This window comes from Pseudomonas sp. GWSMS-1, from assembly GCF_049847425.1.
Classification (GTDB): domain Bacteria; phylum Pseudomonadota; class Gammaproteobacteria; order Pseudomonadales; family Pseudomonadaceae; genus Aquipseudomonas.
Genome location: NZ_JBMHHV010000005.1, coordinates 3282831 through 3306456 on the forward strand (window position 1 = coordinate 3282831; position 23626 = coordinate 3306456).

General features: G+C 61.1%; 14 protein-coding genes, 4 pseudogenes and 1 riboswitch. Of the genes and pseudogenes, 6 read left to right on the forward strand and 12 right to left on the reverse strand.

Translation table 11 applies throughout. The features are described 5' to 3' along the window. Window positions 1-113: 113 nt before the first annotated feature. The 5 genes and pseudogenes from ACEPAJ_RS19100 to ACEPAJ_RS19120 all read left to right on the forward strand — a co-directional run bounded on the left by ACEPAJ_RS19100 (window position 114) and on the right by ACEPAJ_RS19120 (window position 7555). Complete coding sequence (locus ACEPAJ_RS19100; protein ID WP_425917034.1) at window positions 114-1628, forward strand: HDOD domain-containing protein; 1515 nt, start codon at window positions 114-116, stop codon at window positions 1626-1628. Between the two features lie 44 nt (window positions 1629-1672). Next, window positions 1673-2488 (forward strand): rhodanese-like domain-containing protein, encoded by an 816-nt coding sequence (locus ACEPAJ_RS19105; protein ID WP_425917036.1) that lies wholly within the window; start codon window positions 1673-1675, stop codon window positions 2486-2488. 37 nt (window positions 2489-2525) lie between these two features. Then, window positions 2526-3386 carry an archaetidylserine decarboxylase gene (gene asd, locus ACEPAJ_RS19110; protein WP_425917038.1) on the forward strand — a complete coding sequence of 287 codons (861 nt, stop codon included), beginning with the start codon at window positions 2526-2528 and terminating at the stop codon, window positions 3384-3386. A gap of 231 nt (window positions 3387-3617) precedes the next feature. Beyond that, window positions 3618-5422, forward strand: a pseudogene (locus tag ACEPAJ_RS19115) (molecular chaperone). Between the two features lie 64 nt (window positions 5423-5486). Next, a pseudogene (locus ACEPAJ_RS19120) lies at window positions 5487-7555 on the forward strand (EAL domain-containing protein). 53 nt (window positions 7556-7608) lie between these two features. On the opposite strand, the gene serB reads toward ACEPAJ_RS19120, so the two are convergent. After that, window positions 7609-8823, reverse strand: a complete 1215-nt coding sequence (serB, locus tag ACEPAJ_RS19125) for a phosphoserine phosphatase SerB (RefSeq protein WP_425917040.1) — start codon at window positions 8821-8823, stop codon at window positions 7609-7611. A gap of 173 nt (window positions 8824-8996) precedes the next feature. On the opposite strand from serB, the gene ACEPAJ_RS19130 reads away from it, so the two are divergent. Then, on the forward strand, window positions 8997-10514 hold the full coding sequence (locus ACEPAJ_RS19130; RefSeq protein ID WP_425917042.1) for an AhpA/YtjB family protein: 1518 nt from the start codon (window positions 8997-8999) through the stop codon (window positions 10512-10514). Window positions 10515-10552: 38 nt separating this feature from the next. Here the strand turns inward: ACEPAJ_RS19130 and ACEPAJ_RS19135 are convergent, their stop codons facing one another. From ACEPAJ_RS19135 to thiC, 11 genes and pseudogenes are all read right to left on the reverse strand, one after another. Next, window positions 10553-11257, reverse strand: a complete 705-nt coding sequence (locus ACEPAJ_RS19135) for a PqiC family protein (protein WP_425917044.1) — start codon at window positions 11255-11257, stop codon at window positions 10553-10555. 153 nt (window positions 11258-11410) lie between these two features. Next, window positions 11411-13669 carry a DNA topoisomerase IV subunit A gene (parC, locus tag ACEPAJ_RS19140; RefSeq protein ID WP_425917046.1) on the reverse strand — a complete coding sequence of 753 codons (2259 nt, stop codon included), beginning with the start codon at window positions 13667-13669 and terminating at the stop codon, window positions 11411-11413. Between the two features lie 37 nt (window positions 13670-13706). Then, complete coding sequence (locus tag ACEPAJ_RS19145; protein WP_425917048.1) at window positions 13707-14231, reverse strand: retropepsin-like aspartic protease family protein; 525 nt, start codon at window positions 14229-14231, stop codon at window positions 13707-13709. Next, window positions 14228-15211: an esterase-like activity of phytase family protein gene (locus ACEPAJ_RS19150; protein ID WP_425917050.1), complete on the reverse strand. Its 984-nt coding sequence runs from the start codon at window positions 15209-15211 to the stop codon at window positions 14228-14230. The genes ACEPAJ_RS19145 and ACEPAJ_RS19150 overlap by 4 nt, the downstream gene beginning before the upstream one ends. Next, window positions 15211-17114 (reverse strand): annotated as a pseudogene (gene parE, locus ACEPAJ_RS19155) (DNA topoisomerase IV subunit B). The gene ACEPAJ_RS19150 and the pseudogene parE overlap by 1 nt, the downstream one beginning before the upstream one ends. 15 nt (window positions 17115-17129) lie before the next feature. Next, complete coding sequence (locus ACEPAJ_RS19160) at window positions 17130-17741, reverse strand: YqiA/YcfP family alpha/beta fold hydrolase (RefSeq protein WP_425917052.1); 612 nt, start codon at window positions 17739-17741, stop codon at window positions 17130-17132. A 65-nt stretch (window positions 17742-17806) separates the two neighbouring features. Next, window positions 17807-18628, reverse strand: coding sequence for a 3',5'-cyclic-AMP phosphodiesterase (cpdA, locus tag ACEPAJ_RS19165; RefSeq protein ID WP_425917054.1), 822 nt, complete (start codon window positions 18626-18628; stop codon window positions 17807-17809). Window positions 18629-18801: 173 nt separating this feature from the next. After that, a complete protein-coding gene (locus tag ACEPAJ_RS19170; protein WP_425917056.1) occupies window positions 18802-19254 on the reverse strand; it encodes a DUF1249 domain-containing protein in 453 nt (150 codons plus the stop codon). Continuing rightward, window positions 19245-19847 (reverse strand): NUDIX domain-containing protein, encoded by a 603-nt coding sequence (locus tag ACEPAJ_RS19175; protein ID WP_425917058.1) that lies wholly within the window; start codon window positions 19845-19847, stop codon window positions 19245-19247. The genes ACEPAJ_RS19170 and ACEPAJ_RS19175 overlap by 10 nt, the downstream gene beginning before the upstream one ends. 167 nt (window positions 19848-20014) lie before the next feature. Beyond that, window positions 20015-21303: pseudogene (gene cytX, locus ACEPAJ_RS19180) on the reverse strand (putative hydroxymethylpyrimidine transporter CytX). A gap of 81 nt (window positions 21304-21384) precedes the next feature. Then, window positions 21385-23250: a phosphomethylpyrimidine synthase ThiC gene (thiC, locus tag ACEPAJ_RS19185; RefSeq protein ID WP_425918115.1), complete on the reverse strand. Its 1866-nt coding sequence runs from the start codon at window positions 23248-23250 to the stop codon at window positions 21385-21387. 123 nt (window positions 23251-23373) lie between these two features. Then, a riboswitch (TPP riboswitch) is annotated at window positions 23374-23480 on the reverse strand. Window positions 23481-23626: the final 146 nt, after the last annotated feature.

Consider the following 23626-nt stretch of genomic DNA (forward strand, 5'->3'; position numbering starts at 1 on the left):
GACACTTGCCAGAGAGGGTAGAAGGGGCTTTGCAAAACAACCCTTCTATTTATCGGAAGTTTTGCGCGAGACTATAGCCAGTTAAGGTCAAAAGCCAGCTTGTCTCAATACACATGCCTAAGCCCACCCACCATCCGCGCAACCTGACAGACTGGCTCAAGCAGCTAGACAGCCAGCTATTGCCTGCCTCAACCGACAGCCAACAGCAGCTGCGTCGTGCCCTGGCGGACAGTAATCGCTCGATGCGCGAACTGGCGGAGTTAATGCAGAGTTGCCCGGCCCTGGCGCTCAACGTCATGCGCGAGGCCAACCGCAAGAGCAGCGGGCTCAGCGAGCGGACTGAAAGCCTCGAAGCCGCCATCAGCCGTCTCGGCATCAAACGCACCGAAGAGTTGCTTAATCGCCTGCCTGCGTTGCCCGAGCAGGAGCTACCAAAGGCACTCCGGCAGATCCTGCTGGTCAGCCAGCATGCCTGCCAGCAGGCCAACGGCCTGTTCGCCGGCCGCCTGGCGCGCCTGTGGCAGGAAGTGCACTGGGGCAGCCTGCTGTTTCTCGCACCAATCTGGACCCTGCTGGCCGCTCACCCGGAACTGTTCGATAAATGGGAACAGCGGGTGCTGGTCAACGGTGAAGCGGCGACCAAGGTTGAGCAGGAGTTGCTCGGCGTGCCTCTGCTGAAACTATGCCTGGCGCTGAGCGAGCAGTGGAACCTGCCGGAATGGATAACCCAGGGGTATCGCTTACTGGTCAACGACAGGCGCTTACTGGTCAAAGCCCTGCACATCGCCCGTGACAATCAACATCCGCTGCATCAGCAACAGTGCCTGGACGCGGATAGCAACCTGCGCCGCTGGCTGACCCTGCCAGCCAACAGTATTCTCTTGGCCAATGGCCTGGCGATTTCTGGGCACTATGCCTGGAACGGCCCGCATAGCCTGCGCTGGCAGCGCCTGACCGGCTTATTCCTGCAGCTGCCACTCGATAACGTGCAGCAACTGTTGCACCAGAACGCCGTCAGCAGCGCCCGCCTGATGCCCAGCTCAGACCTCTGGCACCCGGCCGAAGCCTTGCTGTGGCCGTGGTCGGCGCGGCACCTGCAAGCCACTGCCACACAACCCAGCGCCGCACTCGTCAGCGAGTGGCGCCAGCATTGCGCGCAGTTGCTCGCCCAACCCAGCGCCTTTACCAATGTGCTGCAACTCACCGCCTGCGCCAATCAAGCCCTTCAAGCCTGCGGCATGCAGCGCGTGTTGATCCTGCTGGCGGATCGCAACCACACCCGTTTAATCGCCCAGCAGCAGAGCGGCCTAGACAAGGCAGCAGCCAGCCTCAGCCTCGACCCACAGCAAAGCCAGGTGCTGCGCCGCTTGCTGAGCGCCCCGGCGCAATTGAAGCTGAGCCCCGCCAACATCGCGCAGTTTTCCGCCCTACTACCGGGCACGTTGAAAAACCTGTTCCCCAGCGAACACCTGCTGATTCGCTCGATCGCCAGCAACAACCGCGTGGTCATGCTGATCTTCGCAGACCAGGGTGGCCGGGCGCTGAGCGACACCAGCGTGCAGGGCTTCGGCAAAACCGTGCAATGCATTGAGCGTGCCCTCGCCAGCTTTGCCAACCGCGGGCGATAGGCTTTCCGCTACAATCCGTCCTTTCCCGTCGAAAGAGGCCCGGCATGACCGCCTTCGCTGAGTTGCCCTTGCTGATCGAACCCGCCCAACTGGCCAGCCGCTTGGAGGCGCCCGAGCTGATTCTGGTCGACCTGACCAGCCAGGCGCGCTACGCCGCTGGCCACATCCTTGGCGCACGCTTTGTCGACCCCAAGCGTACTCAGCTGGGCCAGCAGCCAGCTCCCGGCTTGCTGCCTGAGCAGGCGCAGCTTGAGCAACTGTTCGGCGAGCTGGGACATAATCCCGATGCTGTCTACGTGGTGTATGACGATGAGGGCGGCGGCTGGGCCGGACGCTTTATCTGGCTGCTGGATGTAATCGGCCATCGCCACTATCACTACCTAGACGGCGGCCTGCTGGCCTGGCAGGCAGAAAAACGCGAGCTGAGTACCGCTGTGCCGCCAGCCGGCACGCAAGCCATACGTTTGAATATCGACCCCACACCCACGGCCACCCGCGAATACCTGCAAAGCCGTCTCGGCGCCACCGATTTGGCGATCTGGGATGCCCGCTCGCCCGGCGAATACAGCGGCGAGAAAATCCTAGCGCAGAAAGCCGGGCATGTCCCCGGCGCGGTCAATTTTGAATGGACCGCGGGCATGGACCCGTCCCGCGCACTGCGCATTCGTCAGGACATCCAGGCGCAACTCGACAGCCTCGGCATCACGCCCGACAAAGAAATCATTACCCACTGCCAGACCCACCACCGCTCTGGCTTTACCTACCTGGTCGCCAAGATCCTTGGTTATCCACGGGTAAAAGCCTATGCCGGCTCCTGGGGCGAGTGGGGCAACCATCCGGACACTCCGGTCGAGCGCTGAGCCCCGCCAGACCGCCTACCACTTTTAAGGAAACCCAATGAAAGATCGCCTGTTCATCCTCAGCCAGTACTTGCTGCCGCACCATCTGCTCTCACGCCTGATCGGCTGCGCCGCCGAATGCCGCGCTGGCTGGTTCAAGAACCGCCTGATCGGCTGGTTCGCCAAGCAGTACCAGGTCAACATGAGCGAAGCCCAGGTCGAAGACCTGACGGCCTTTGCTCACTTCAATGATTTCTTCACTCGCGCCTTGAAAGAGGATGCACGCCCACTCGACAGCAGCCCTGGTGCAGTGCTCAGCCCTGCTGACGGCGCAATCAGCCAGCTCGGCAAAATCGAACAAGGTCGGGTTTTCCAGGCCAAGGGCCATAGCTTCAGCGTGATCGAGTTGCTGGGTGGTGATACCCAGCGCGCGGCAGCCTTTATGGGCGGTGATTTCGCCACTGTTTACCTGTCGCCCAAGGACTACCACCGCGTTCACATGCCGTTGGCCGGCACGCTGAAAGAGATGGTCTACGTGCCTGGCCGGCTGTTCTCGGTCAATCAAACCACGGCAGAGAATGTGCCTGAACTGTTTGCCCGCAATGAGCGGGTGGTTTGCCTGTTTGACACCGAGCGCGGCCCGATGGCGGTGGTGCTGGTCGGGGCGATGATCGTGGCATCAATCGAGACCGTCTGGGCAGGATTGGTCACCCCACCCAAGCGCGAATTGAAGACGTTCAAGTACGATGACGCCGCACGCGCGCCGATCCGCCTGGAGAAAGGCGCTGAGCTGGGCCGCTTCAAGCTGGGATCCACGGCTATCGTGCTGTTTGGCCCGGAACAGGTGCAATGGGCCGCAGAGCTGACGGCCAACAGCCCAGTCCTGATGGGCCAGCGCCTCGCCTCACCAAGCGCCTGACATGTGCAGCCTGCACTGCCAGCAGACGCAGACAGTGCAGGAGCGACTGAGCAGAGTGGGCCTTGGCTCACGAAGACCAGGCACACCAACGAATTCCGACTGATTAGCAACCCGCGCCAGCCTGGCAATACGGCCAAGGACATGGCTGCGGGGCGGGCGAGATGCTGCTAGAGTCGAACCATAATTGATAACCCGATCAGTTTTGCCTGTGCGCTGGAGTATTCGATTTAGATGGATAAACAGAATTCTCACTTGCTGCTGCGTGTCACCACGCCGGACAAGCAAAGCCTGTCATTCTGCGACGCCAGCCCTCGTGACGTGAAGAAATGGGTCGATGGTCTGCCCAAAGCCAATATTGGTGAAACTGCACGCCAGCTCTACCAAGCCTTAGTCGAACTCAATCAGTTGCTGACGCCCTCGGAAAATCGCCTGCAACTGCTGGAGATCCTTCGCCCAGAGGTTTACTTCGTTTGCAAGCAGTTGGAAAAACACTTTCTTAAGCAAGCCATTGTTCTTGATGAGCGTCCGCGCAAGGTTGCCAACCTCTGCCAGGCCCTGCAAAACCACCTGGCCATTGGCTACAAACTGATCGTCGCGCGCCAGGCGACCCAACTTGGCCGCGAGCGCCAGCAGCTGCTTGCCATCGCCCTGCAGCGCGCCACACACAGCCTGTGCGGGCCACTGATTCGCGCCAGCCAACTGTACTGCCCGGTTCCCGAGGGGCTCTGGCTTGAGCTGCACCAGCTGTACCAGATAGCCCTTAAGCGCGACCTGCACAAGGCCATGATTCGTGACAACCAAGCCCTACACACCCAAGGCCTGAGTACCGAGCAAAGCTACCTGGTTGCCCTGCTGCTCGGCTGCGCACGCTGCAACCAAATGCGCCAGAGCGCCATTGCACGCCTGGCCGAAGTGCTCGAACCGTGGAGTACGCTGGTCACCCTGCAGGCGGGCGACGAACCCTCCAGTTTGTTCGCGGTTGCTCCGCAACTGGACGGCCCCCCCGCTACATCTCGCTGTTCCAAAAGAGCGAACTGCACAACGCCCTAGGGATCGACCCCGGCCACTTGGTGGACGCCATCAAGGAACATTTACTGCTGCCTGCGGAAAACCTGAACCAGTCGCGCTTGACCGTCCCCGAGGGATTCAGCCACGACATGCTTCAGCACCTAGCCGCGGCCTGGGGCGATATCGCCGAGCGTACCTTTCAACGCAGCCAGGGCCAGGGCGCATTGACCCTGTGCATCGGCATGAGTGCGCTGCACTTCTACCTGGCCGGTAAGCGCCCGTTCAATGAAGTGCTGCAGCTGCCCGTTGAAGTCAATGTCGCCGTATTTAAAGCTGACACTGGGCCGCAGGACATCTGGTCAAATGCCTTCGATGCGCAGAAACACAACCACTGGGAAAATGGCCTGCCCTTCGAGGAGATCCAATACAGCAAGCCCGGGAAAAGCACCGACACCCCGGAAAGCAACGCTGTTGAAAGCTACCCGACCTTCGAAGTGTCCATTATCAACATCAGCCCCGGCGGCTATTGCCTGTCATGGCCGAAGGAGGTACCCAACCAACTCCAGGCCGGCGAACTGCTCGGCGTGCAAGGCCTGCCGCAACAAGGCTGGAGCATTGCCGTGGTGCGCTGGATTCGCCAGGTGCGCGGCGGCGGTACACAAATGGGTATCGAACTGATCGCGCCGCACGCCCAGGCCTGCGGCCTGCAGCTGGTGCGCAAGGCCGAACAGAACAGCCAGTACCTGCGCGCACTTTTACTGCCGGAAATCAGTGCGATTTCACGGCCGGCAAGCCTGATTACCGCCCGCCTCCCCTTCCAGGAAGGCAACAAGGTCAGCATCAACCTAAACGGCAGCGAACACCGCGCGGTACTCAGCCGTCGACAAACCAGCACCGGCAGTTTCAATCAGTTCGAATACCGCGGTGTCGAACAGGCCGGCAGCGAGCAAGGGAAGCCTGTCACAGCGCCGAAAGGTCGCACGCCAGGCGGGGAGGAAGACTTTGACTCACTCTGGAAGTCGCTGTAGATTGCCGACGCACTCCCTTTTGTCGCCTTTTCGCGCCCGTTCGGCGCAGATTTGATACCCAACCATGGCCATTGAAAAAAAAACCATTCGGCTACTGATACTCGAAGACTCACAAAATGAGGCCGAGCGCCTGGTCAGCCTGTTTCGCAACGCAGGCCGGGCAACACGGGTGCATCGCCTGAGCTCCAGCGATGATCTGAACGAGGCCCTGCAGCAAAGCTGGGACCTGCTGATTTGCGCACCGAGCAGCGAACAGCTTGCCCCCAGCGAGGCGATTGGCGCGATCCGCCGCCAGGCAAAAGACATTCCGGTGATCCAACTGCTCGCCGACAACGACTCTGACAGCATCACCGAAGCGCTGATGCTCGGCGCTCAGGACGCCCTGCCGCAAGGTGAAGACGAGCGCCTGGTCTTGGTGGCTAAACGCGAACTGGCCAACCTGGAAGAGCGCCGAGCTCGCCGCGCCTCGGAAGTGGCCCTGCGCGAAGCCGAAAAACGCTGCCAGCTGTTGCTCGAAAGCTCCGTCGACGCCATCACCTACGTGCACGAAGGCATGCACATCTATGCCAACCGCGCTTACCTTGAGCTGTTCGCCTACGTAGATGCTGACGAACTGGAAGGCATGCCAATGATCGACCTGATCAGCAGCAGCGACCAGGCCAGCTTCAAGGACTTCCTGAAGAGTTATCACAGCGCCGAAGGTCATGCCGAACTGAAGTGCAACGGGATGAAGGCCAACGGCCAGCGCTTTGCGGCGCAAATGAGCTTCTCCCCGCCACCTATGATGGTGAGCCGTGCATTCAAGTGGTGATTCGCGCCGAAACCAGCAATGCAGAGCTGGAAGAAAAACTGCGCGAAATCAGCAGTCAGGACCTGGTCACCGGCCTGTTCAACCGCACCCACTTCCTTGAGCTGATGGATCACGCCGCCGAGCGGGCCGTGAATGCGGGCCAGCCATCGACCCTGGCGTATATCCGCGTTGATCACTACGCCAGCCTGCTCGCCGACATCGGTTTGGCGGGTATCGACATCCTACTTACCGACCTGGCCAACCTGCTGCGCGCGCACTTCAATGCGGATGCGCAGCTGGCTCGCTTTGGTGATGATGTGTTTACCGTGCTGCAGCCTGGCGTCAGCCCAGAAAGCAGCCGCGAGCACCTGAGCAGCTTGCTGAAAAAAGTCGAAGGCCATCTGTTCGAGGTCAGCGGCCGCACCGTACAAAGCACCCTGTCGGTTGGTGTCGCCGGGCTCAACGAGACCACGACCAAGGCCCAGGAAGTGGTCAACCGTGCCCACCGCTGCGCCGATGAGCTAACTGATGGCAACGCCATCAAACTGTTCAACCCTGCCGACGAACTGGCTGCCGCAGCCAACCGCGGCAACATCGCTGCGATGATTCAACAGGCGCTGGAGAAAAACAGCTTCCGCCTGCTGTTCCAGCCGATCATCAGCCTACGCGGCGATAGTTTTGAACACTATGAAGCGCTGTTACGCCTGATCAACCCACAAGGCGAAGAGATCCCACCGAAGGAACTGTTTAACGCGGCGACAGATGCCGGACTTGCGGAGAAGATTGATCGCTGGGTGATTCTTAACTCGATCAAACTGCTCGCTGACCACCGCAGCAAAGGCCACAACACGCGCTTATTTGTGCACTTGTCGAGCGCCAGCCTGCAGGATCAAACCCTACTGCCGTGGCTCAGCGTCGCCTTGAAAGCCGCCCGCCTGCCGTCGGACTCACTGGTATTCCAGTTCAGCGAGCCCGAGGCGATTGCCTACCTGAAACAAGCCAAGGCGATCACGCAAGGCCTCAACGAGCTGCACTGCAAAACCGCACTGACCCAGTTTGGCTGCTCGCTGAACCCCTTCAACACCCTCAAGCACTTGCACGTCGACTTCGTCAAAGTCGACAGTTCCTTCTCTCAGGACCTGAGCAACGCGGAGAACCAAGAGGCGCTGAAAACCTTGTTGGCCAGCCTGCACGCCCAGGCGAAGCTGACCATTGTGCCTTTCGTCGAAACGGCCAGCGTGCTGGCCACGCTCTGGCAAGCGGGGGTCAATTACATCCAGGGCCACTACTTGCAGGGCCCGAGCCAGTCGATGGATTACGACTTCGCCGCCGACGACGAGTAGCCTTCGCAAAAATCAAAAAGCCGCCCAAAGGCGGCTTTTTATTGACCTGCTATTTACTCCAGACCGTCGCGATCGCGAAAGCCGAGCAGGTACAAAATGCCGTCCAACCCCAGGGTCGAGATCGCTTGTTTAGCCGATTGTTTGACCAGCGGCTTGGCACGGAAGGCCACGCCCAACCCGGCGATCGCCAGCATGGGTAGATCATTGGCGCCATCACCCACGGCAATCGTCTGCTCCAGACGCAAACCCTCTTTAGCAGCCAGCTGGCGCAGCAGATCGGCTTTGCGCTGCGCATCGACGATTGGCTCCACCGCCACGCCAGTGACCAGACCATCAACAATCTGCAACTCATTGGCGAAGACGTAGTCGATACCGAGCTTGGCCTGCAGTTGCTTAGCGAAGTAAGTGAAGCCACCGGACAGGATCGCGGTCTTGTAACCCAGGCGACGCAGCTCGCTGAACAGAGTTTCTGCACCCTCGGTCAGGCGCAGCGAAGCACCGATGTCCGCCAGCACGGTTTCTGGCAGGCCTTTGAGCAGCGCCAGGCGCTCGCGGAAGCTGGCGGCAAAGTCCAGCTCACCGCGCATCGCACGCTCAGTAATGGCCGAGACCTGTTCACCCACGCCCGCCGCCTTGGCCAGCTCGTCGATCACCTCGGCCTCGATCAGCGTCGAGTCCATGTCAAATACCGCCAGGCGGCGATTGCGGCGATACAACGAATCACGCTGGAAGGCGATATCAACATTCAATTCCTGCGCCACGCTAAGGAACTCGGCACGCAAAGTCGCCGGATCGGCCGGTTCGCCGCGCACCGAAAACTCGATGCAGCCTTTGCCCTGCTCGGCTGGCATATCCAACGGCATCCGCCCGGAAAGGCGATCGATATGGTCGATATTCAGGTCATAACGCGCAGTAATCGCGCTGACACGCTGCAGCTGTTCAGCCGTGACCTTACGCGTGAGCAAAGTGACGATATGCCGGGCCTTGCCCTGGCCGCTGACCCACTGCTGGTAATCCGCCTCGGATACCGGGGTAAAACGCACCTGCTGGTCGAGTTTGTAAGCGGTAAACAGAATGTCCTTGAGCACCGACGAGGCGCGCTCGTTATCCGGTATCTCGACCAGGATGCCGAATGACAGCGTGTCATGGATCACCGCCTGGCCAATATCGAGGATATTCACCCCACCCTGGGCCAGTACGCCGGTGATGGCGGCGGTCAAACCGGGACGGTCTTCACCGGTGATATTGATCAGGACGATTTCGCGCAAGGCTCGGTCTCCACTAAAGCGAAAGGGGCAGCGGCTTGCAGAACAGACCACAAGCAGCGCAAAGGCGCACATTCTACCCATTTACACCGATAAACAGCCACGCACGGTGCTTTGCCCACTGCCGAGGCGCCGCTATACTGCGCGCCACCTACAGTCGACATGAGCCGAGCTCTGTGAACCGGCCCGCCCCCGTTAAATCCGATAATTTCTTCCTGCTGTTGTTCCAGGCCCTGCGCCAAAAGCGCATCCCCCTGGCGCTGCGTATCGTCTGCCACAGCCTATTGCTGGTGGCCCTGGCCCTGGTGATTTATGGCTGGGTGATCGGTATGCAATTTAAATATGCCATGCAGCAGCAAGCCGAAGCCCTGGGCACCAGCCTGATTACCCAGACGGCCACGTCAGCCACCGAACTGCTGGTGTCCAACGACATCCTCAGCCTCAATGTGCTGCTGAATAATTTGGTGAAAAACCCGCTGGTGGCCCATGCCGCGATCTACAGCGTGGACAACCGCATCCTTGCGGAGGCTGGCTCACGCCCAACCCAGAGCATGCTCGGCGAAACCGAAGGGCTGTACTCCACGCCGATCACCTTTCAGGAAGTGATCGCCGGGCAATTGCGCATCAGCCTGGACATGCAGCAGTTCCAGCAACCGATGACCATCAGCCTGCAAAGCATGGGCATTCTCAGCCTGATTTTGCTGGCCCTGGCCCTGTCACTGAGCATGCGCCTAGGGCGGCATATTTCCACGCCACTGCTGCAACTGCGCGTCTGGCTGCGCGACCCGGATGATCCGGCGCCGGGTAGCGGCCGCCAGGATGAAATCGGCGACCTGGCGCGTCAGCTGCAAGCTCGCCTGGTGCCAGAAAAACCTGCACAGCCAGAAGAGCAGCCACTCTACGACGAGCAGCCGATCAGCGGAGACGCCGACGACTACCTTGATGAGTCGTTCGATGACGAACCCGATTTTGAAGTGCGCAACCTGCACGATGAGCGTTTTGATGAGTTCGACGAAACCGTCGAATCAGCGCACACCAGCACCGACAACGCAGTGGACGACCCGTTTTCCGAGCTGCGCGATAACGACGAGCACACACCTGCAGCACCGCCAGCGCCACAGCAACCGCTACCCAGCGCGGTATTAGCGATACAGCTAGGCGCCCAGGAACAGCTGCGCCGCTTGCCCCGCGCACGCCTGATGGAGTTACTGCAACGCTACCGCGACTGCCTGGACCAGGCCGCCAAGCTCTATCAGGGCGAGCTGCACACCCTCAGCGATGGCAGCAGCCTGATGCTGTTCCACCAACTGGACTGCGGTGAAGATTACCTGACCCACGCCATCTGCTGCGGCGAGCTGATGCGCGCCCTCGGCCATGCCTTGCAAATCGAAGTGGCAGACAGCGGTATCACCCTGCAACTGCAACTTGGCCTGACGCTCGGCGAGCACCTTAGCAACCTTAGCCAGGGCGACCTGCTGCTGAGTGAAACAGCCCAAAGTGCGCTGGCGCTGTCACAGCACAGTCGCAACCTGTTGCTGGTCGAACGCAGGGTTGCCGATGATGCGCTGATCAGCCAACGGGCGCGTATTCGCGCCATCGCCAGCCCGCAAGGTGCGTGCTGTGTGGAGCGCCTGCTAGAGCCTTACCCATCACTGCTGGAGCGCCAACTGGCGCACATGCACGAAAGCAACTAGACGCCGGTGAAACCTAGACCGGCGCCTACGCTGTATCGCTAGAAGCGGAACACTTCGCTTTCCCCACGCATCGGTTCAACCACTGGAATACGCGGCGGAGCTGGCGGTTCAGGCTTTACCGGCGCGGGCTTACGCACCGGCGCTGGTGCCTTAGGCGCGGGCATGCCCTGGGTTTCGACGGCCACGGCCAGCTGCTCGACCAACTGCTGCACCACCAGACTCTGTGCCCGCACCTGGTCGACAATGCTGCCATTGTGGCCTTCTTCTAGATGTACCAAACGCCCATCCAGCAACTTGCCGTCCGCCCCCGCCAGCCGCCATTGCGCTTCCAGCACGGCCGGTCGCTGCGGACCGGAGTCCAGACGGGTGATCGACAAGCCCAGGCGCACCTGCGGCACGAACCCCGCCGTAGTCGGCGCCAACACCAAGCGCTGACTGTCCAGACGCGAGGCCAGCTGGCGCACCAACTGCTGGTCGATATCAGACGCCAGACTACCGGCCCAGCTCGCATTCTCTGCGGCAGTCAGGCTGCCATCGGCCTGACGCTGCAACAGCGCCTCACGCTGCAGATAATCAGCAATCGCCACCGGCCCAAGCAACACGGCAATGCCCTGCTCGCCAGCAGGTACGCGGATATCGCCGCTGTCGAGCTGGTACAGCGGCGCTTGTTGATAGCGCACACAACCCGCTAGGCTGAGCACACCAGCCAGCAGCAAAATCCCAGGAAAACGCAGTGCAGTCATCTCATTCATCCAGCCGGTAAATTTGCCGGCGCGCATACAAATTAGGGGCAGGCGGGTTGCTTAAGCCAACCCGCGTTGCGGCTGAGTATCATCCTTGAAAGCCACTCACGACTCCAGCGCCACAGGGTGGAACGCTGGGTTGGCCGCCAACACTTAGCCCTGAACTTCAACCAACAAACTATCGACGCGCTGGAAACCACGCGGCAGCTTATTACCGCGCCGCCCGCGCTCGCCCTTGTAGTGTTCGAGATCATCGGACTTGAGCGACAGCGTGCGCTTGCCAGCCTGAAGTACGAGGGTGCTGCCTGGCGGTAGCACGGCTAGATCGCTGAGGTATTCCTCACGCGAAGCCACCCGCTCACCCGGAATGCCGATGATTTTATTGCCCTTGCCCTTACCCAGCTGAGGCAGATCCGCGACCTTGAACAACAGCAGTCGCCCTTCGGTGGTCACCGCTGCCAGCCAGTCCTCTTCGCGGTTACCCAGCGGCTTGGGCGGGACCACTCGCGCACCGGCTGGCAGGCTCAGCAGCGCCTTGCCGGCCTTGTTCTTGGCTTGCAGGTCTTCACCCTTAACCACAAAGCCGTAACCAGCATCGGAGGCAATCACAAACAGCGCATTGTCCTCCGGCAACAGCACACACTCGAAGGTCGCGCCCGGCGGTGGGGTTAGCCGCCCGGTCAGCGGCTCGCCCTGACCACGGGCGGACGGCAGCGAATGCGCGGCCAGCGAGTAACTGCGCCCGGTGGAGTCGATAAACACCGCAAACTGATTGGAGCGGCCTGGCGCCGCCGTCTTGAAGCCATCGCCGGCTTTGTATGACAGGCCAGTCGCATCGATATCATGGCCTTTGCCGCAACGCACCCAGCCTTTCTCCGAGATCACCACGGTGACCGGCTCGGTCGGCATCAGCTCGGTTTCGCTCAGCGCTTTGGCTTCGGCGCGAGCAACGATCGGTGAGCGACGGTCATCGCCGTACTTCTCGGCATCTTCAAGAATTTCCTTGCGCACCAGCTTCTTCAGCTTGGCTTCGCTGCCGAGCAAGGCTTGCAGCTTGTCGCGCTCCTTGGCCAGCTCGTCCTGCTCACCGCGGATCTTCATTTCCTCAAGCCGCGCGAGCTGGCGCAGACGGGTATCGAGGATGTAGTCGGCCTGAATATCGTCGAGGCCGAAGCGCGCCATCAGCACCGGCTTGGGCTGGTCCTCGGTGCGGATGATGTGGATCACTTCATCCAGATTAAGGAAAGCTGTCAGCAAGCCTTCCAACAGGTGCAGGCGCCGCTCAACCTTGTCCAAGCGGAACTGCAAGCGGCGGCGCACGGTATTCACCCGGAACACCAACCACTCCGTCAGCAGGGTGCGCAGGTTTTTCACCGACGGTTTGCCGTCCAGGCCAATCACGTTGGTGTTGACCCGGTAGCTGGACTCCAGCTCGGTGGTGGCGAACAAATGCTGCATCAGCTCGTCGGCATCCACCCGGTTGGAGCGCGGAATGATGACGATACGGCACGGGTGTTCGTGGTCCGACTCGTCGCGCAGGTCGGCGACCATCGGCAGCTTCTTGGCTTGCATCTGCGCGGCAATCTGCTCCAGCACCTTGGCCCCGGAGACTTGATGCGGCAACGAGGTGACGACGATATCGCCATCCTCGACGCGGTATACGGCGCGCATGCGCACCGAGCCCTTACCGGTCTCATAGATTTTCAGCAGGTCCGCGCGCGGGGTGATGATCTCCGCCTCGGTCGGGTAATCCGGGCCGAGCACATGCTCGCAAAGCTGCTCAACCGTGGCATTCGGCTCGTCCAGCAAGCGAATGCAGGCCGTCGCGACTTCGCGCAAGTTGTGCGGCGGCACGTCGGTGGCCATGCCCACGGCGATGCCGGTGGTGCCGTTGAGCAGCAGGTTGGGCAAGCGCGCCGGCAGCGTAGCCGGCTCGTTCATGGTGCCGTCGAAGTTTGGCACCCAGTCGACAGTGCCCTGGCCCAGCTCGGTGAGCAGCACTTCGGCGTAACGCGACAAGCGCGCCTCGGTGTAACGCATGGCAGCGAAGGATTTGGGATCGTCCGGTGCCCCCCAGTTACCCTGCCCGTCGACCAGGGTGTAGCGGTAGCTGAACGGCTGCGCCATCAGCACCATCGCTTCGTAGCAGGCGCTGTCGCCGTGCGGGTGGAATTTACCAAGCACGTCGCCGACGGTACGCGCCGACTTCTTGTGCTTGGAATCGGCGTCCAGACCCAGCTCGCTCATGGCGTAGATGATGCGGCGCTGCACGGGTTTGAGGCCGTCACCAATATGCGGCAGCGCACGGTCCATGATCACGTACATGGAGTAGTTGAGGTAAGCCTGCTCGGTAAAGTCGGCAAGGGAACGGCGTTCAACACCGTCCAGGCTCAAATCGAGGGAGTCGCTCATGCGTGCCTCATTGCAAAGTGGGTTGCTGCAAAATGGATTATTGCGAAGTTGACTGGCGCAGCAGCAAGGTGCCGCCGCGCTGGGTAAATTCGAGTTGTTTCAGGGCACTCATGCCCAGTAATACGTCATCGCCGCCCATCCCGGGGGCAATCAAGGCGTCTACATCGGTCAGTACGATATCGCCCAGCTGCAAACGCTGCAGCCGCGTACGGTGCGCCGTGGCGCGGCCGTTGGCCGTGCTGATAATAATCGCCGCTCCGGCCTGCAAACCCAGGCGCTGCGCCACCTCAATCGGCACCGCAACCTGCGTCGCACCGGTATCGAGAAGAAAGGTCACCTCCTCGCCATTGATCGTGCCGCCGGCCATGTAGTGGCCCTGCCGACTGCTGGCCAGGCGCACTTCCACATAGCCACTGCCGTGCAGCGACTCCGGTGTGCGATTGGGATTGCGCTGCGCGTCTTCCCAATCGCCGAAGAACTTGGTCGCCAGCAACAACGCCGCGCCCCAGGCCAGCACCAGCATCACCCGTCCGGCGCGCTTACCTGCAGGCTGGCTGCTCAAGGCTTACCGCCCCAACCGCCTTTGGGCGCGGCAAATCGCCAGATAATCGGCCGCGACTCACCATCGGCGCGACTGAAACGGCCATTGTCGACACCGACCCAGGCACCGTCCTGATCCACCCACAACGCTTCAGCCATGCCATAGGCCGGCGGATAGCGCCGCTCGGGCGTCAGCGCCTCAGCGGCAAACGACCAGCAGCGCTCGACCTCAGCATTACTCAGGTTACGCCGGCAAATACGGTGTGCCTGACGCTCAAGGGTGAAGAGTTTTTCGTTGTGGAAGGCCAGGCCAGAGAAGTCCCGGGGCTGTTCTTCGGCCCCCAATTGTTCGGGCGCGGGCTCGGTGCCCGCCTCGCTGAACAACACGCAGCCGCCGGTGCAGCGCCAGATGGAGCGCTGCTTGTGCACCACCAGCAAACCACGGCGCATGCGCTCGGCCGCCAAGTACAAACGCTCGCCTGCTGGATCAACGGCAATGCCCTCCAGCAATGAGTTGAAATGCAGCAACATGCCGCTCGCACGTGCCTGACGCACCAACCCTTGAGGCAGTTTCAGCCAGTTGGGCTCGCCTATGACGGGCAGCTGCAGCACCGCGGCATGGGCCTCACTGACCAGGTAGCGATTACCGGCGGCATCACAACTGATGCCCTCGAAATCCAGCTCGCCACCACGCACCAGCCCAGCGCCCCAACTGCGCACGCGTAGCCCCCAGGGCAACGCTACGTCCGGCACGGGCGGCGCGACAAAGGTCTCGGCCGTGGCTTGCCACTGCGACTCATCCGATTGCAGGCGATACAGCTCCTGATCATCACGATCAGAAACCGCCCACAGCGCGCCATCGCACCAGGCCAGCCCGGACAGGTTGCCGCCGCTGACGCCACTGACCGGCTGTTCGTTGAGCAATTTCAGCTCTTCCAGCGCCGCCGCACTCGCCAGCAAAGGTGAGCAAAGCAATAGGCAGACAGCCAACAACCGCTGCATCAGAGCAACACCTCGGCCAGGTTGCCCTTGGACTCCAGCCAGGATTTACGGTCGCCGGCGCGTTTCTTCGCCAGCAGCATGTCCATCACTTCCTGGGTGCCGGGGTAGTCCTCCAGCGTCAACTGCACCAGACGCCGGGTATTGGGGTCCATGGTGGTTTCACGCAGCTGCGGCGGGTTCATCTCACCGAGGCCTTTAAAGCGCGTGACCTGCGGCTTGCCTCGGCGTTTCTCGGCCACCAGACGGTCGAGAATGCCATCGCGCTCGCCTTCATCCAGGGCGTAGAAAATCTCTTTGCCCAAATCGATACGGTACAGCGGCGGCATGGCGACATAGACGTGACCCGCGTCCACCAACGGGCGGAAATGCTGGACGAACAAGGCGCAGAGCAAGGTGGCGATGTGCAGGCCGTCGGAGTCGGCATCGGCGAGGATACAGATCTTGCCGTAGCGCAGCTGCGAAAGGTCACTGGAGCCCGGATCGAGACCAACCGCCACGGCGATGTTGTGCACCTCCTGACTGGCCAGCACTTCACTGCCATCGACTTCCCAGGTATTTAGAATCTTCCCGCGCAGCGGCAGAATCGCTTGGAATTCTTTATCGCGCGCCTGCTTGGCCGAGCCGCCGGCGGAATCACCCTCGACCAGGAACAGTTCTGAGCGCATTGGATCTTGGCCGGCACAATCGGCCAGCTTGCCGGGCAACGCCGGCCCTTGGGTAACGCGTTTGCGCTCAACCTTCTTGCCGGCTTTAAGGCGACGATTGGCGTTGCTGATGGCCAATTCGGCAAGCTGCTGACCGAGTTCAGGGTGTGCGTTAAGCCATAGGCTAAAGGCATCCTTCACCACGCCGGAGACGAACGCGGCCGCCTCACGGGACGACAGGCGCTCTTTGGTCTGCCCGGAGAACTGCGCGTCCTGCATCTTCATCGACAGCACGAAGGCGATGCGCTCCCAGATATCTTCCGGCGCCAGCTTGACCCCCGCGGTAGCAGACTGCGGAACTCGCAGAACTCGCGCATGGCATCCAACAGGCCCTGGCGCAGCCCGTTCACGTGGGTGCCGCCCTGGGCCGTAGGAATCAGGTTGACGTAGCTTTCCTGCACCGCGTCGCCACCTTCCGGCAGCCACAGCAACGCCCAGTCCACGGCCTCTTTGTTGCCCGCCAGGCTGCCGCAGAAAGGTTCATTGGGCAGGCGTTCAAACTCGCTGACCGCATCGACCAGGTAAGAACGCAGGCCGTCTTCATACAGCCACTCGACTTTCTCGCCACTGGCTTTGTCTTCAAAGCTGACGGCCAGCCCCGGACAGAGCACGGCTTTGGCCTTAAGCACATGTTTGAGGCGGCTGACCGAAAACTTGAACGCATCGAAATACTTGGGATCGGGCCAGAAGTGCACGCTGGTCCCGGTGTTGCGCTTGCCCACCGTGCCGACTACGGCCAGATCGCTGGCCTTGTAGCCGTCGGCGAAGCTCATTTGGTACTCATTGCCGTCGCGTTTGACCGTAACCAGCACGCGGGTCGACAGCGCGTTGACCACCGAGATACCCACGCCATGCAGGCCACCGGAGAACTGGTAGTTCTTGTTGCTGAACTTGCCACCGGCATGCAGCTTGGTCAGGATCAGCTCGACCCCAGGCACGCCCTCTTCTGGGTGAATGTCCACCGGCATGCCGCGACCGTCGTCGAGCACCTCCAGGGAATTGTCCTCATGCAGGATCACCTGGATCGATTTAGCGTGCCCGGCCAGCGCTTCGTCGACGCTATTGTCGATGACCTCCTGAGCCAGGTGGTTGGGCCGGCTGGTGTCGGTATACATGCCCGGGCGTTTGCGCACCGGGTCGAGGCCGGAAAGGACTTCGATGGCATCGGCGTTGTAAGAACTAGAACCTTGCTGGGCCATGGGGTCTCGTGTTCGTCAATTGAGAGCGGAAAAGTCGATATCCTGCCACAAATGGCGAGGAATACCGGCGAAAGCGAAAAGCATAGGCAGGCGCTCGGCAAAACCCTGAAAGCCATGATTGCCACCGGCCTGGATACGCAGCGCGCTGCCCCGGTAATACGCCTGGGCGTCACGGTAATCGAGGGTTTCATCGGCGGTCTGCAGCCACACCTGATAACGTGCGGGATCTTGCAGCATGGCGACGTCCAACTCGGCCAGCGCCGCCACATGGTCGGCGGTTAGCTCCCAGGTTTCATCGTTGTAATAATTCTTCTGCGGGCCCAGGTAGCCCTCGAAACGCAGGTGCGGGCGCACGGCGGGGTTGATCAACAGCGCCGGCAGCCCATGTCGCTCAGCCAGATGGGTCGCATAGTAGCCGCCCAGCGAGCTGCCAACCAGCACGGGGCGACCAAGCTCGCTAATCAACGCGTCGAGTTGGGCAAGCGCCTGCCGTGGATGATGGTGCAACGCAGGCACACGCAACTGCGCGGCCAAGCCCAGCTGCTGCATGGCGCGCAGCAACAGGCTGGCCTTGAGCGACGCCGGCGAGCTGTTAAGCCCGTGGAGATAAAGTATGGATGGGGTCATGGGCGGGAGGCTAACCGTTAGCGGCGACCGGCTGCAACCGCTTCGCCGCCGCGCCAGGCAACGCCTTAATAGCCTTTGATGGTGTAATCGATTTCGAACGTGATGCCCGTAACCCGTGACACGCCCGTTTCCAGGCGGCCATCGTCAAACAAGCGCAGCCAGCGATAGCCGGGCGCGCTCTTATCGACTTGGAACTCTTCACTACCGGGGACGAACTGCACGCAGGTAGAAGGCGACGCTAATAGACGAATCGGCCCGCGCTGCTGGTCGAGTTCCTGATGGATATGCCCCCAAAGCAGCGCACGCACATTGCTGAAACGCTCCAGCACGGCAAACAGGGCATCGCGATTGCGCACCCCGATCGGCTCCATCCATTTGCAGCCGATGGACACCGGATGATGGTGCAGACAAATCAGATGATGGCGATCTGGCGCTTCGCTCAACGCGCGCTCCAACAGCGCCAGTTGCTGATCATCGAGATAGCCCGGCACGGCGCCTGGGATAGAGGAATCAAGCAGCGTCACCCGCCAGTTACCCAGATCGATCACCGGATTGAGCAGATCCGTGCCGACACAGGCGGCCTGCATGGCGGGCACTTCATCATGGTTACCGGGAAACCAACGCGCCGGCGCGGGAATGGCCGCGGTCATGTCACGAAAGCGCTGGTAGGACTCAACGCTGCCATCCTGCGAGAGGTCGCCACTGGCCAGCACCAGGTCGATCTGCGGCTGTTCTTGCAGCACGCGTTCAATCACCCGCTGCAAGCTGTCCTGGGTATCCATACCCAATAGTCTGCCTGCTGCATCGGCAAATAGATGGCTGTCGGATAACTGCACCAGCAGGACCGAGCGATCAACAGCAGTGCTTTTATTCAGTGCGTCCGGCAAGACCTTCTCCTTGGGCGGAATGCATGAATTATGCTGGCAGCCCGGCCGACGGTAAACCCGCTAAAGGGGAATAGGTCACAGAACGCCCGCTGTAAATCCAGCACGTGCAGCAAAGGCTAGCGCAGTCGAGACGCGTACACCCGCAGCAGGAGTCAGCCAATCGCGCGCGAACACTAGCGGACCGGCGCTAACTCATGGCCGTAAGCCAGGCAATGGCTGAGCCATTCGCCGAGAAACAGATTGAGCTGGGTCTTTTCATCCGGCTGATGCATCGCCGCATTCGGGTACGGGTAGCGGCCATGAAACCGTCGCGCGCTTTGTGCGCCCACGACTTCCGCCATGCGCGCATCGTGATACACCCGCACCTCCAGCTGCGGCAATGGCAACCAGGCCAGGCCGAGCTCTTGGCGCACGGAGAGGGTCGAGGTGTAAGGGCACGTTTCCAGCACGTCCAGCGCCAGCACGCCGAGCTGCTGCTCACCTTGACTTAGCGCGACCCGCCGCGCTTCACCGCTCTCACGCATCGCCGGCAACAGCTGCATCAGGCGCGCATAGTTAGCCTCACAAGCGGCTTGCAGCTCGACCAGGTCGACCCGGTAGCGCTCGCGCAGCAGGTTCATGACCACAGGCCCCTGACTTCAACGCGGTTCAGCGCCAACCACTGCAACGCCATAATGCTCGCGGCATTGTCGATACGCCCGTCCTTGACTGCATCTAGGGCATCTTCCAACGGCCAAACATGCACCCGAATGTCCTCCCCCTCTTCCGCCAACCCATGCACACCACCCGCACCGGCGCTGTCGCAACGCCCGACAAACAGATGCACACGCTCATCCGAGCCACCAGGCGAGGGGTAATACTGCGTGATGGGCCATAAAGAGCTCAGCGGCAGATTGGCTTCTTCTAGCGCTTCTCGGCGCGCCACCTCTTCTGGCACCTCGTCTTTATCGATCAGCCCAGCCACCAGCTCCAGCAGCCAGGGATTAGCGCTTTTATACAGCGCCCCGATGCGAAACTGCTCAATCAGCACCACGCAGTCGCGCTGCGGGTCGTAGGGCAGCACACACACCGCGTCGCGGCGTACGAACAATTCGCGACTCAGCTCAGGGCCCATCTCACCGGCAAACTGGCGATGGCGCAAACGCAGCCGGTCAAGCTTATAGAAACCGCTGAAACAGGCCTCGCGCTCGATTACTTGAACATCATCTTGAGCATTCATCGCGCACTCCAAAAACGTTACTGACGCGACCGGCGACGGCATTGCCGGCCCGCGCATTCAGCACAGCTTACACGCTGTTTCTAGGCGCCTGGCAAGCCTCCATTGCACCTGCCCGGCAAACAGCGGCGCAGCGCTGCCGCACGGTTATCGCGGCCAAGGCCTGCCTCTCAGCTGATCGCCGCCAGGCGCTTGCGACTCAACCCGCCCAGCAGCAACTGCAGCCCTGCGGCCAACAAGAACGCCGGCAGGGTGGCGCCGATTTCTGGCGAATAATGGCTGAGCAGGTGATACACCGCGGCGCCACTGCCCCATGCCAGCAAGGTATCGCCACGCCAGGCGCACACGGGAGCCAGCTCCGCGCGGCGACGGCGCAAAATAAAGTGATCAACCAGCACTACGCCAAACAGCGGCGCAAACACCGAGCCGATAAGTAGCAGGAAGTTCTGATACTCGGCCAGCGGCGCCAACCAGGCAATTAGGGTGCACAGCACGCCAATCGCCAAGGCCAACGGTTCAACCCGCAGCGGCAGCACGATACCGGCAGACACCGCAGCAGAGTGGATATCCGCAAAGGCGTTTTCCGACTCATCGAGCAAAATCAGCAGCAGCGGGATGCCCAAGCCTGCACCGGCCAGGGCCAGTAGCAACGCGTTGGCCTCAGCACCGGTCGCAAAGGCCAAGGTGTAGGCCACGCCCAGGCTCATCAGCCAAACATTGCCGAGGAAGAAGCCCAACGCCGTACCACCAAACACTCGCGCCGCGCTCTTGCCGAAGCGCGAGTAGTCGGCAATCAGCGGCAACCAAGACAGTGGCATGGCAATCGCAATGTCAAAGCCCAGCGCAAAGGGCATCGAACCATCGCCACCGCGCGCCCAGATACGGGCCAGATCGGCCTTATCAAACAGGTTCCAGGTCAGCCACAGGCAGGCGCCGAGCAGCAACCAGATGCCCCACTTGCGCAATATTTTACGCACAAAGGTCAGCGGCCCGGTGACTGCCAGCAGGGTCGCTAGCGTGCCGAAGAACAAGGTCCACAGCAGTGGATTACTCCAGCCGCTACCCGCACCGAATGCGCGCTCGGCCAAAACGCCGGCGGCATCGCGCATCACGATGATCTCGAACGCGCCCCAGCCAACCAGCTGCAGCACATTGAGCAGGGCCGGCAGCAACGCGCCCTTACTGCCCAGGCTGAGCTTCAAAGCCGCCATGCTGGAACGTCCGGTGTCACTGCCGATCACGGCAACGGCGCCAAGCAACAGCACGCCGACAGCCGTACCACAAACAATCGCCAGTAACGCGCCACTCATGCCCAGCCCCGGCGCCAGCAAGGCCCCAGCTGCAAGACCATCAAGCCGATACCCAGGGAGAACCACAGCGAGAACATGTCCCGCGCACCCAGCACGCGCTGATTACTGCCCACGCTTTGGTGGGGCGAATAGGTGTTGGTCGTCATCACGATAAAAAACGCCTCAGAAAAAATAAAAACCACCCAGGGCGCAAACCCTGGGTGGTACTTCGGTCAAACCGACGCTGTATCTCAGACCTTGTGGTACAGCTCACTGCCCTGCGACTTGAACTCAGCGGCCTTGGCCTGCATGCCTAATTCCGCCTCATCCAGCTCTAGCGCGGCGATACGCTGCTCTTCGGCGTAGACCCGCACCTCTTGGGTGATCTTCATCGAGCAGAACTTCGGCCCGCACATGGAGCAGAAATGCGCGACTTTGGCCGAATCCTTCGGCAGGGTTTCGTCGTGATACGAGCGCGCCGTGTCAGGGTCGAGACCGAGGTTGAACTGGTCTTCCCAACGGAATTCAAAGCGCGCCTTGGACAGTGCGTTGTCGCGAATCTGCGCGCCCGGATGACCTTTGGCCAAGTCCGCAGCATGCGCGGCGATCTTGTAGGTGATGATGCCGGTTTTCACGTCATCCTTATTTGGCAGCCCCAGGTGCTCCTTAGGCGTGACGTAGCAGAGCATGGCGCAGCCGAACCAGCCGATCATCGCCGCACCAATGCCGCTGGTGATGTGGTCGTAGCCTGGCGCGATGTCGGTGGTCAGTGGGCCGAGGGTGTAGAACGGCGCCTCGTCGCAGCACTCCAGCTGCTTGTCCATGTTCTCTTTGATCAACTGCATCGGCACGTGGCCCGGGCCCTCGATCATGCACTGCACGTCGTGCTTCCAAGCGATCTTGGTTAGCTCGCCGAGGGTTTCCAGCTCACCAAACTGCGCTTCGTCGTTGGCGTCGGCAATCGAGCCCGGACGCAAGCCATCGCCCAGCGAGAAGCTGACGTCATAGGCCTTCATGATTTCGCAGATGTCTTCGAAGTGGGTGTAGAGGAAGTTCTCTTTATGGTGCGCCAGGCACCACTTGGCCATGATCGAACCGCCCCGCGAAACGATGCCCGTGACGCGCTTGGCGGTCATCGGTACATAGCGCAGCAACACCCCCGCGTGGATGGTGAAGTAATCCACGCCCTGCTCGGCCTGCTCGATCAGGGTGTCGCGGAACAGTTCCCAGGTCAGCTCTTCGGCCGCGCCGCCGACTTTTTCCAGCGCCTGATAGATCGGCACGGTGCCGATTGGCACCGGCGAGTTGCGAATGATCCACTCGCGGGTTTCGTGGATGTGCTTGCCGGTGGAGAGGTCCATGACCGTGTCCGAGCCCCAACGAATACCCCAGGTCAGCTTGGCCACTTCTTCTTCAATTGAAGAACCCAGCGCCGAGTTACCGATGTTGCCGTTAATCTTCACCAGGAAGTTACGGCCGATGATCATCGGTTCCAGTTCAGTGTGGTTGATGTTGGCCGGAATGATCGCGCGACCGCGGGCGATCTCGTCACGGACAAATTCCGGGGTGATGATTTTCGGCACACTGGCGCCGAAACTGTGGCCGGGATGCTGTTGATCAAGCAGGCCAGCGGCACGCGCCACTTCCAGCTTCATGTTCTCGCGGATGGCGACGTATTCCATCTCGGCAGTGATGATGCCTTGGCGCGCGTAGTGCATCTGGCTGACGTTAGCCCCGGCCTTGGCGCGGCGCGGATTATTCACGTGGGCAAAACGCAGTTTGGTCAGCTCGGCGTCGGCCAGGCGTTGCTGACCGAAGTTGGAACTCAGGCCGGGCAGACGCTCGGTGTCGCCACGCGCCTCAATCCATGGCGAGCGCACATCGGCCAGGCCTTTGCGCACATCGATGATCACCTTGGGGTCGGTGTAGGGACCGGAGGTGTCGTAGACCATGACCGGGGCGTTGACCTCGCCGCCGAAGTCAGTGGGCGTGACATCCAGGCTGATTTCACGCATCGGCACTTGAATGTCCGGGCGCGAGCCTTGCACATAAATTTTCTGCGAACGCGGAAAGGGTTGGATCGACTGCTGGTCGACCTGGGCTGACTCACTCAGCATCGGGTTCAGATTTTGTTGTTGTGTGCTCATCGGCGGCTCTCCAGGGCTGAATGTCGGAGCGAACCTGGACGGATGAGCGGCGAGAGGCGCACCTGGGGCGGTGCCAGAGGCTCGCCAGGGGAAAGGCGAGCACATCTTGTTCCCTACGCAGGCTTTAACCTGATCAGGTTCAACGGGATCCGGCAGTAGCCAATCTCAGCCCCTCAATTAGGGCACCCCGACAAGAACCCGGCCAGTCTAATCAACCCCAGGCAATAAAACCAACCCGCGAGTCAAAAAACATGACCGTCGCGTCGGCTTGTGACGAAGCGGCATGCGCAGCTGCATTGTTGCATCCAGGCAACATAGCTTGTTGCAAACTACACTACCGCTGCCA

Bases quoted from the DNA above. Each gene is read 5' to 3' on its own strand.
- ACEPAJ_RS19100 (WP_425917034.1), top strand. From the start codon at position 114: ATGCCTAAGCCCACCCACCATCCGCGCAACCTGACAGACTGGCTCAAG.
- ACEPAJ_RS19105 (WP_425917036.1), top strand. From the start codon at position 1,673: ATGACCGCCTTCGCTGAGTTGCCCTTGCTGATCGAACCCGCCCAACTG.
- asd (WP_425917038.1), top strand. From the start codon at position 2,526: ATGAAAGATCGCCTGTTCATCCTCAGCCAGTACTTGCTGCCGCACCAT.
- ACEPAJ_RS19135 (WP_425917044.1), bottom strand. From the start codon at position 11,257: ATGACTGCACTGCGTTTTCCTGGGATTTTGCTGCTGGCTGGTGTGCTC.
- parC (WP_425917046.1), bottom strand. From the start codon at position 13,669: ATGAGCGACTCCCTCGATTTGAGCCTGGACGGTGTTGAACGCCGTTCC.
- ACEPAJ_RS19150 (WP_425917050.1), bottom strand. From the start codon at position 15,211: ATGCAGCGGTTGTTGGCTGTCTGCCTATTGCTTTGCTCACCTTTGCTG.
- ACEPAJ_RS19160 (WP_425917052.1), bottom strand. From the start codon at position 17,741: ATGACCCCATCCATACTTTATCTCCACGGGCTTAACAGCTCGCCGGCG.
- ACEPAJ_RS19175 (WP_425917058.1), bottom strand. From the start codon at position 19,847: ATGAATGCTCAAGATGATGTTCAAGTAATCGAGCGCGAGGCCTGTTTC.
- thiC (WP_425918115.1), bottom strand. From the start codon at position 23,250: ATGCTGAGTGAGTCAGCCCAGGTCGACCAGCAGTCGATCCAACCCTTT.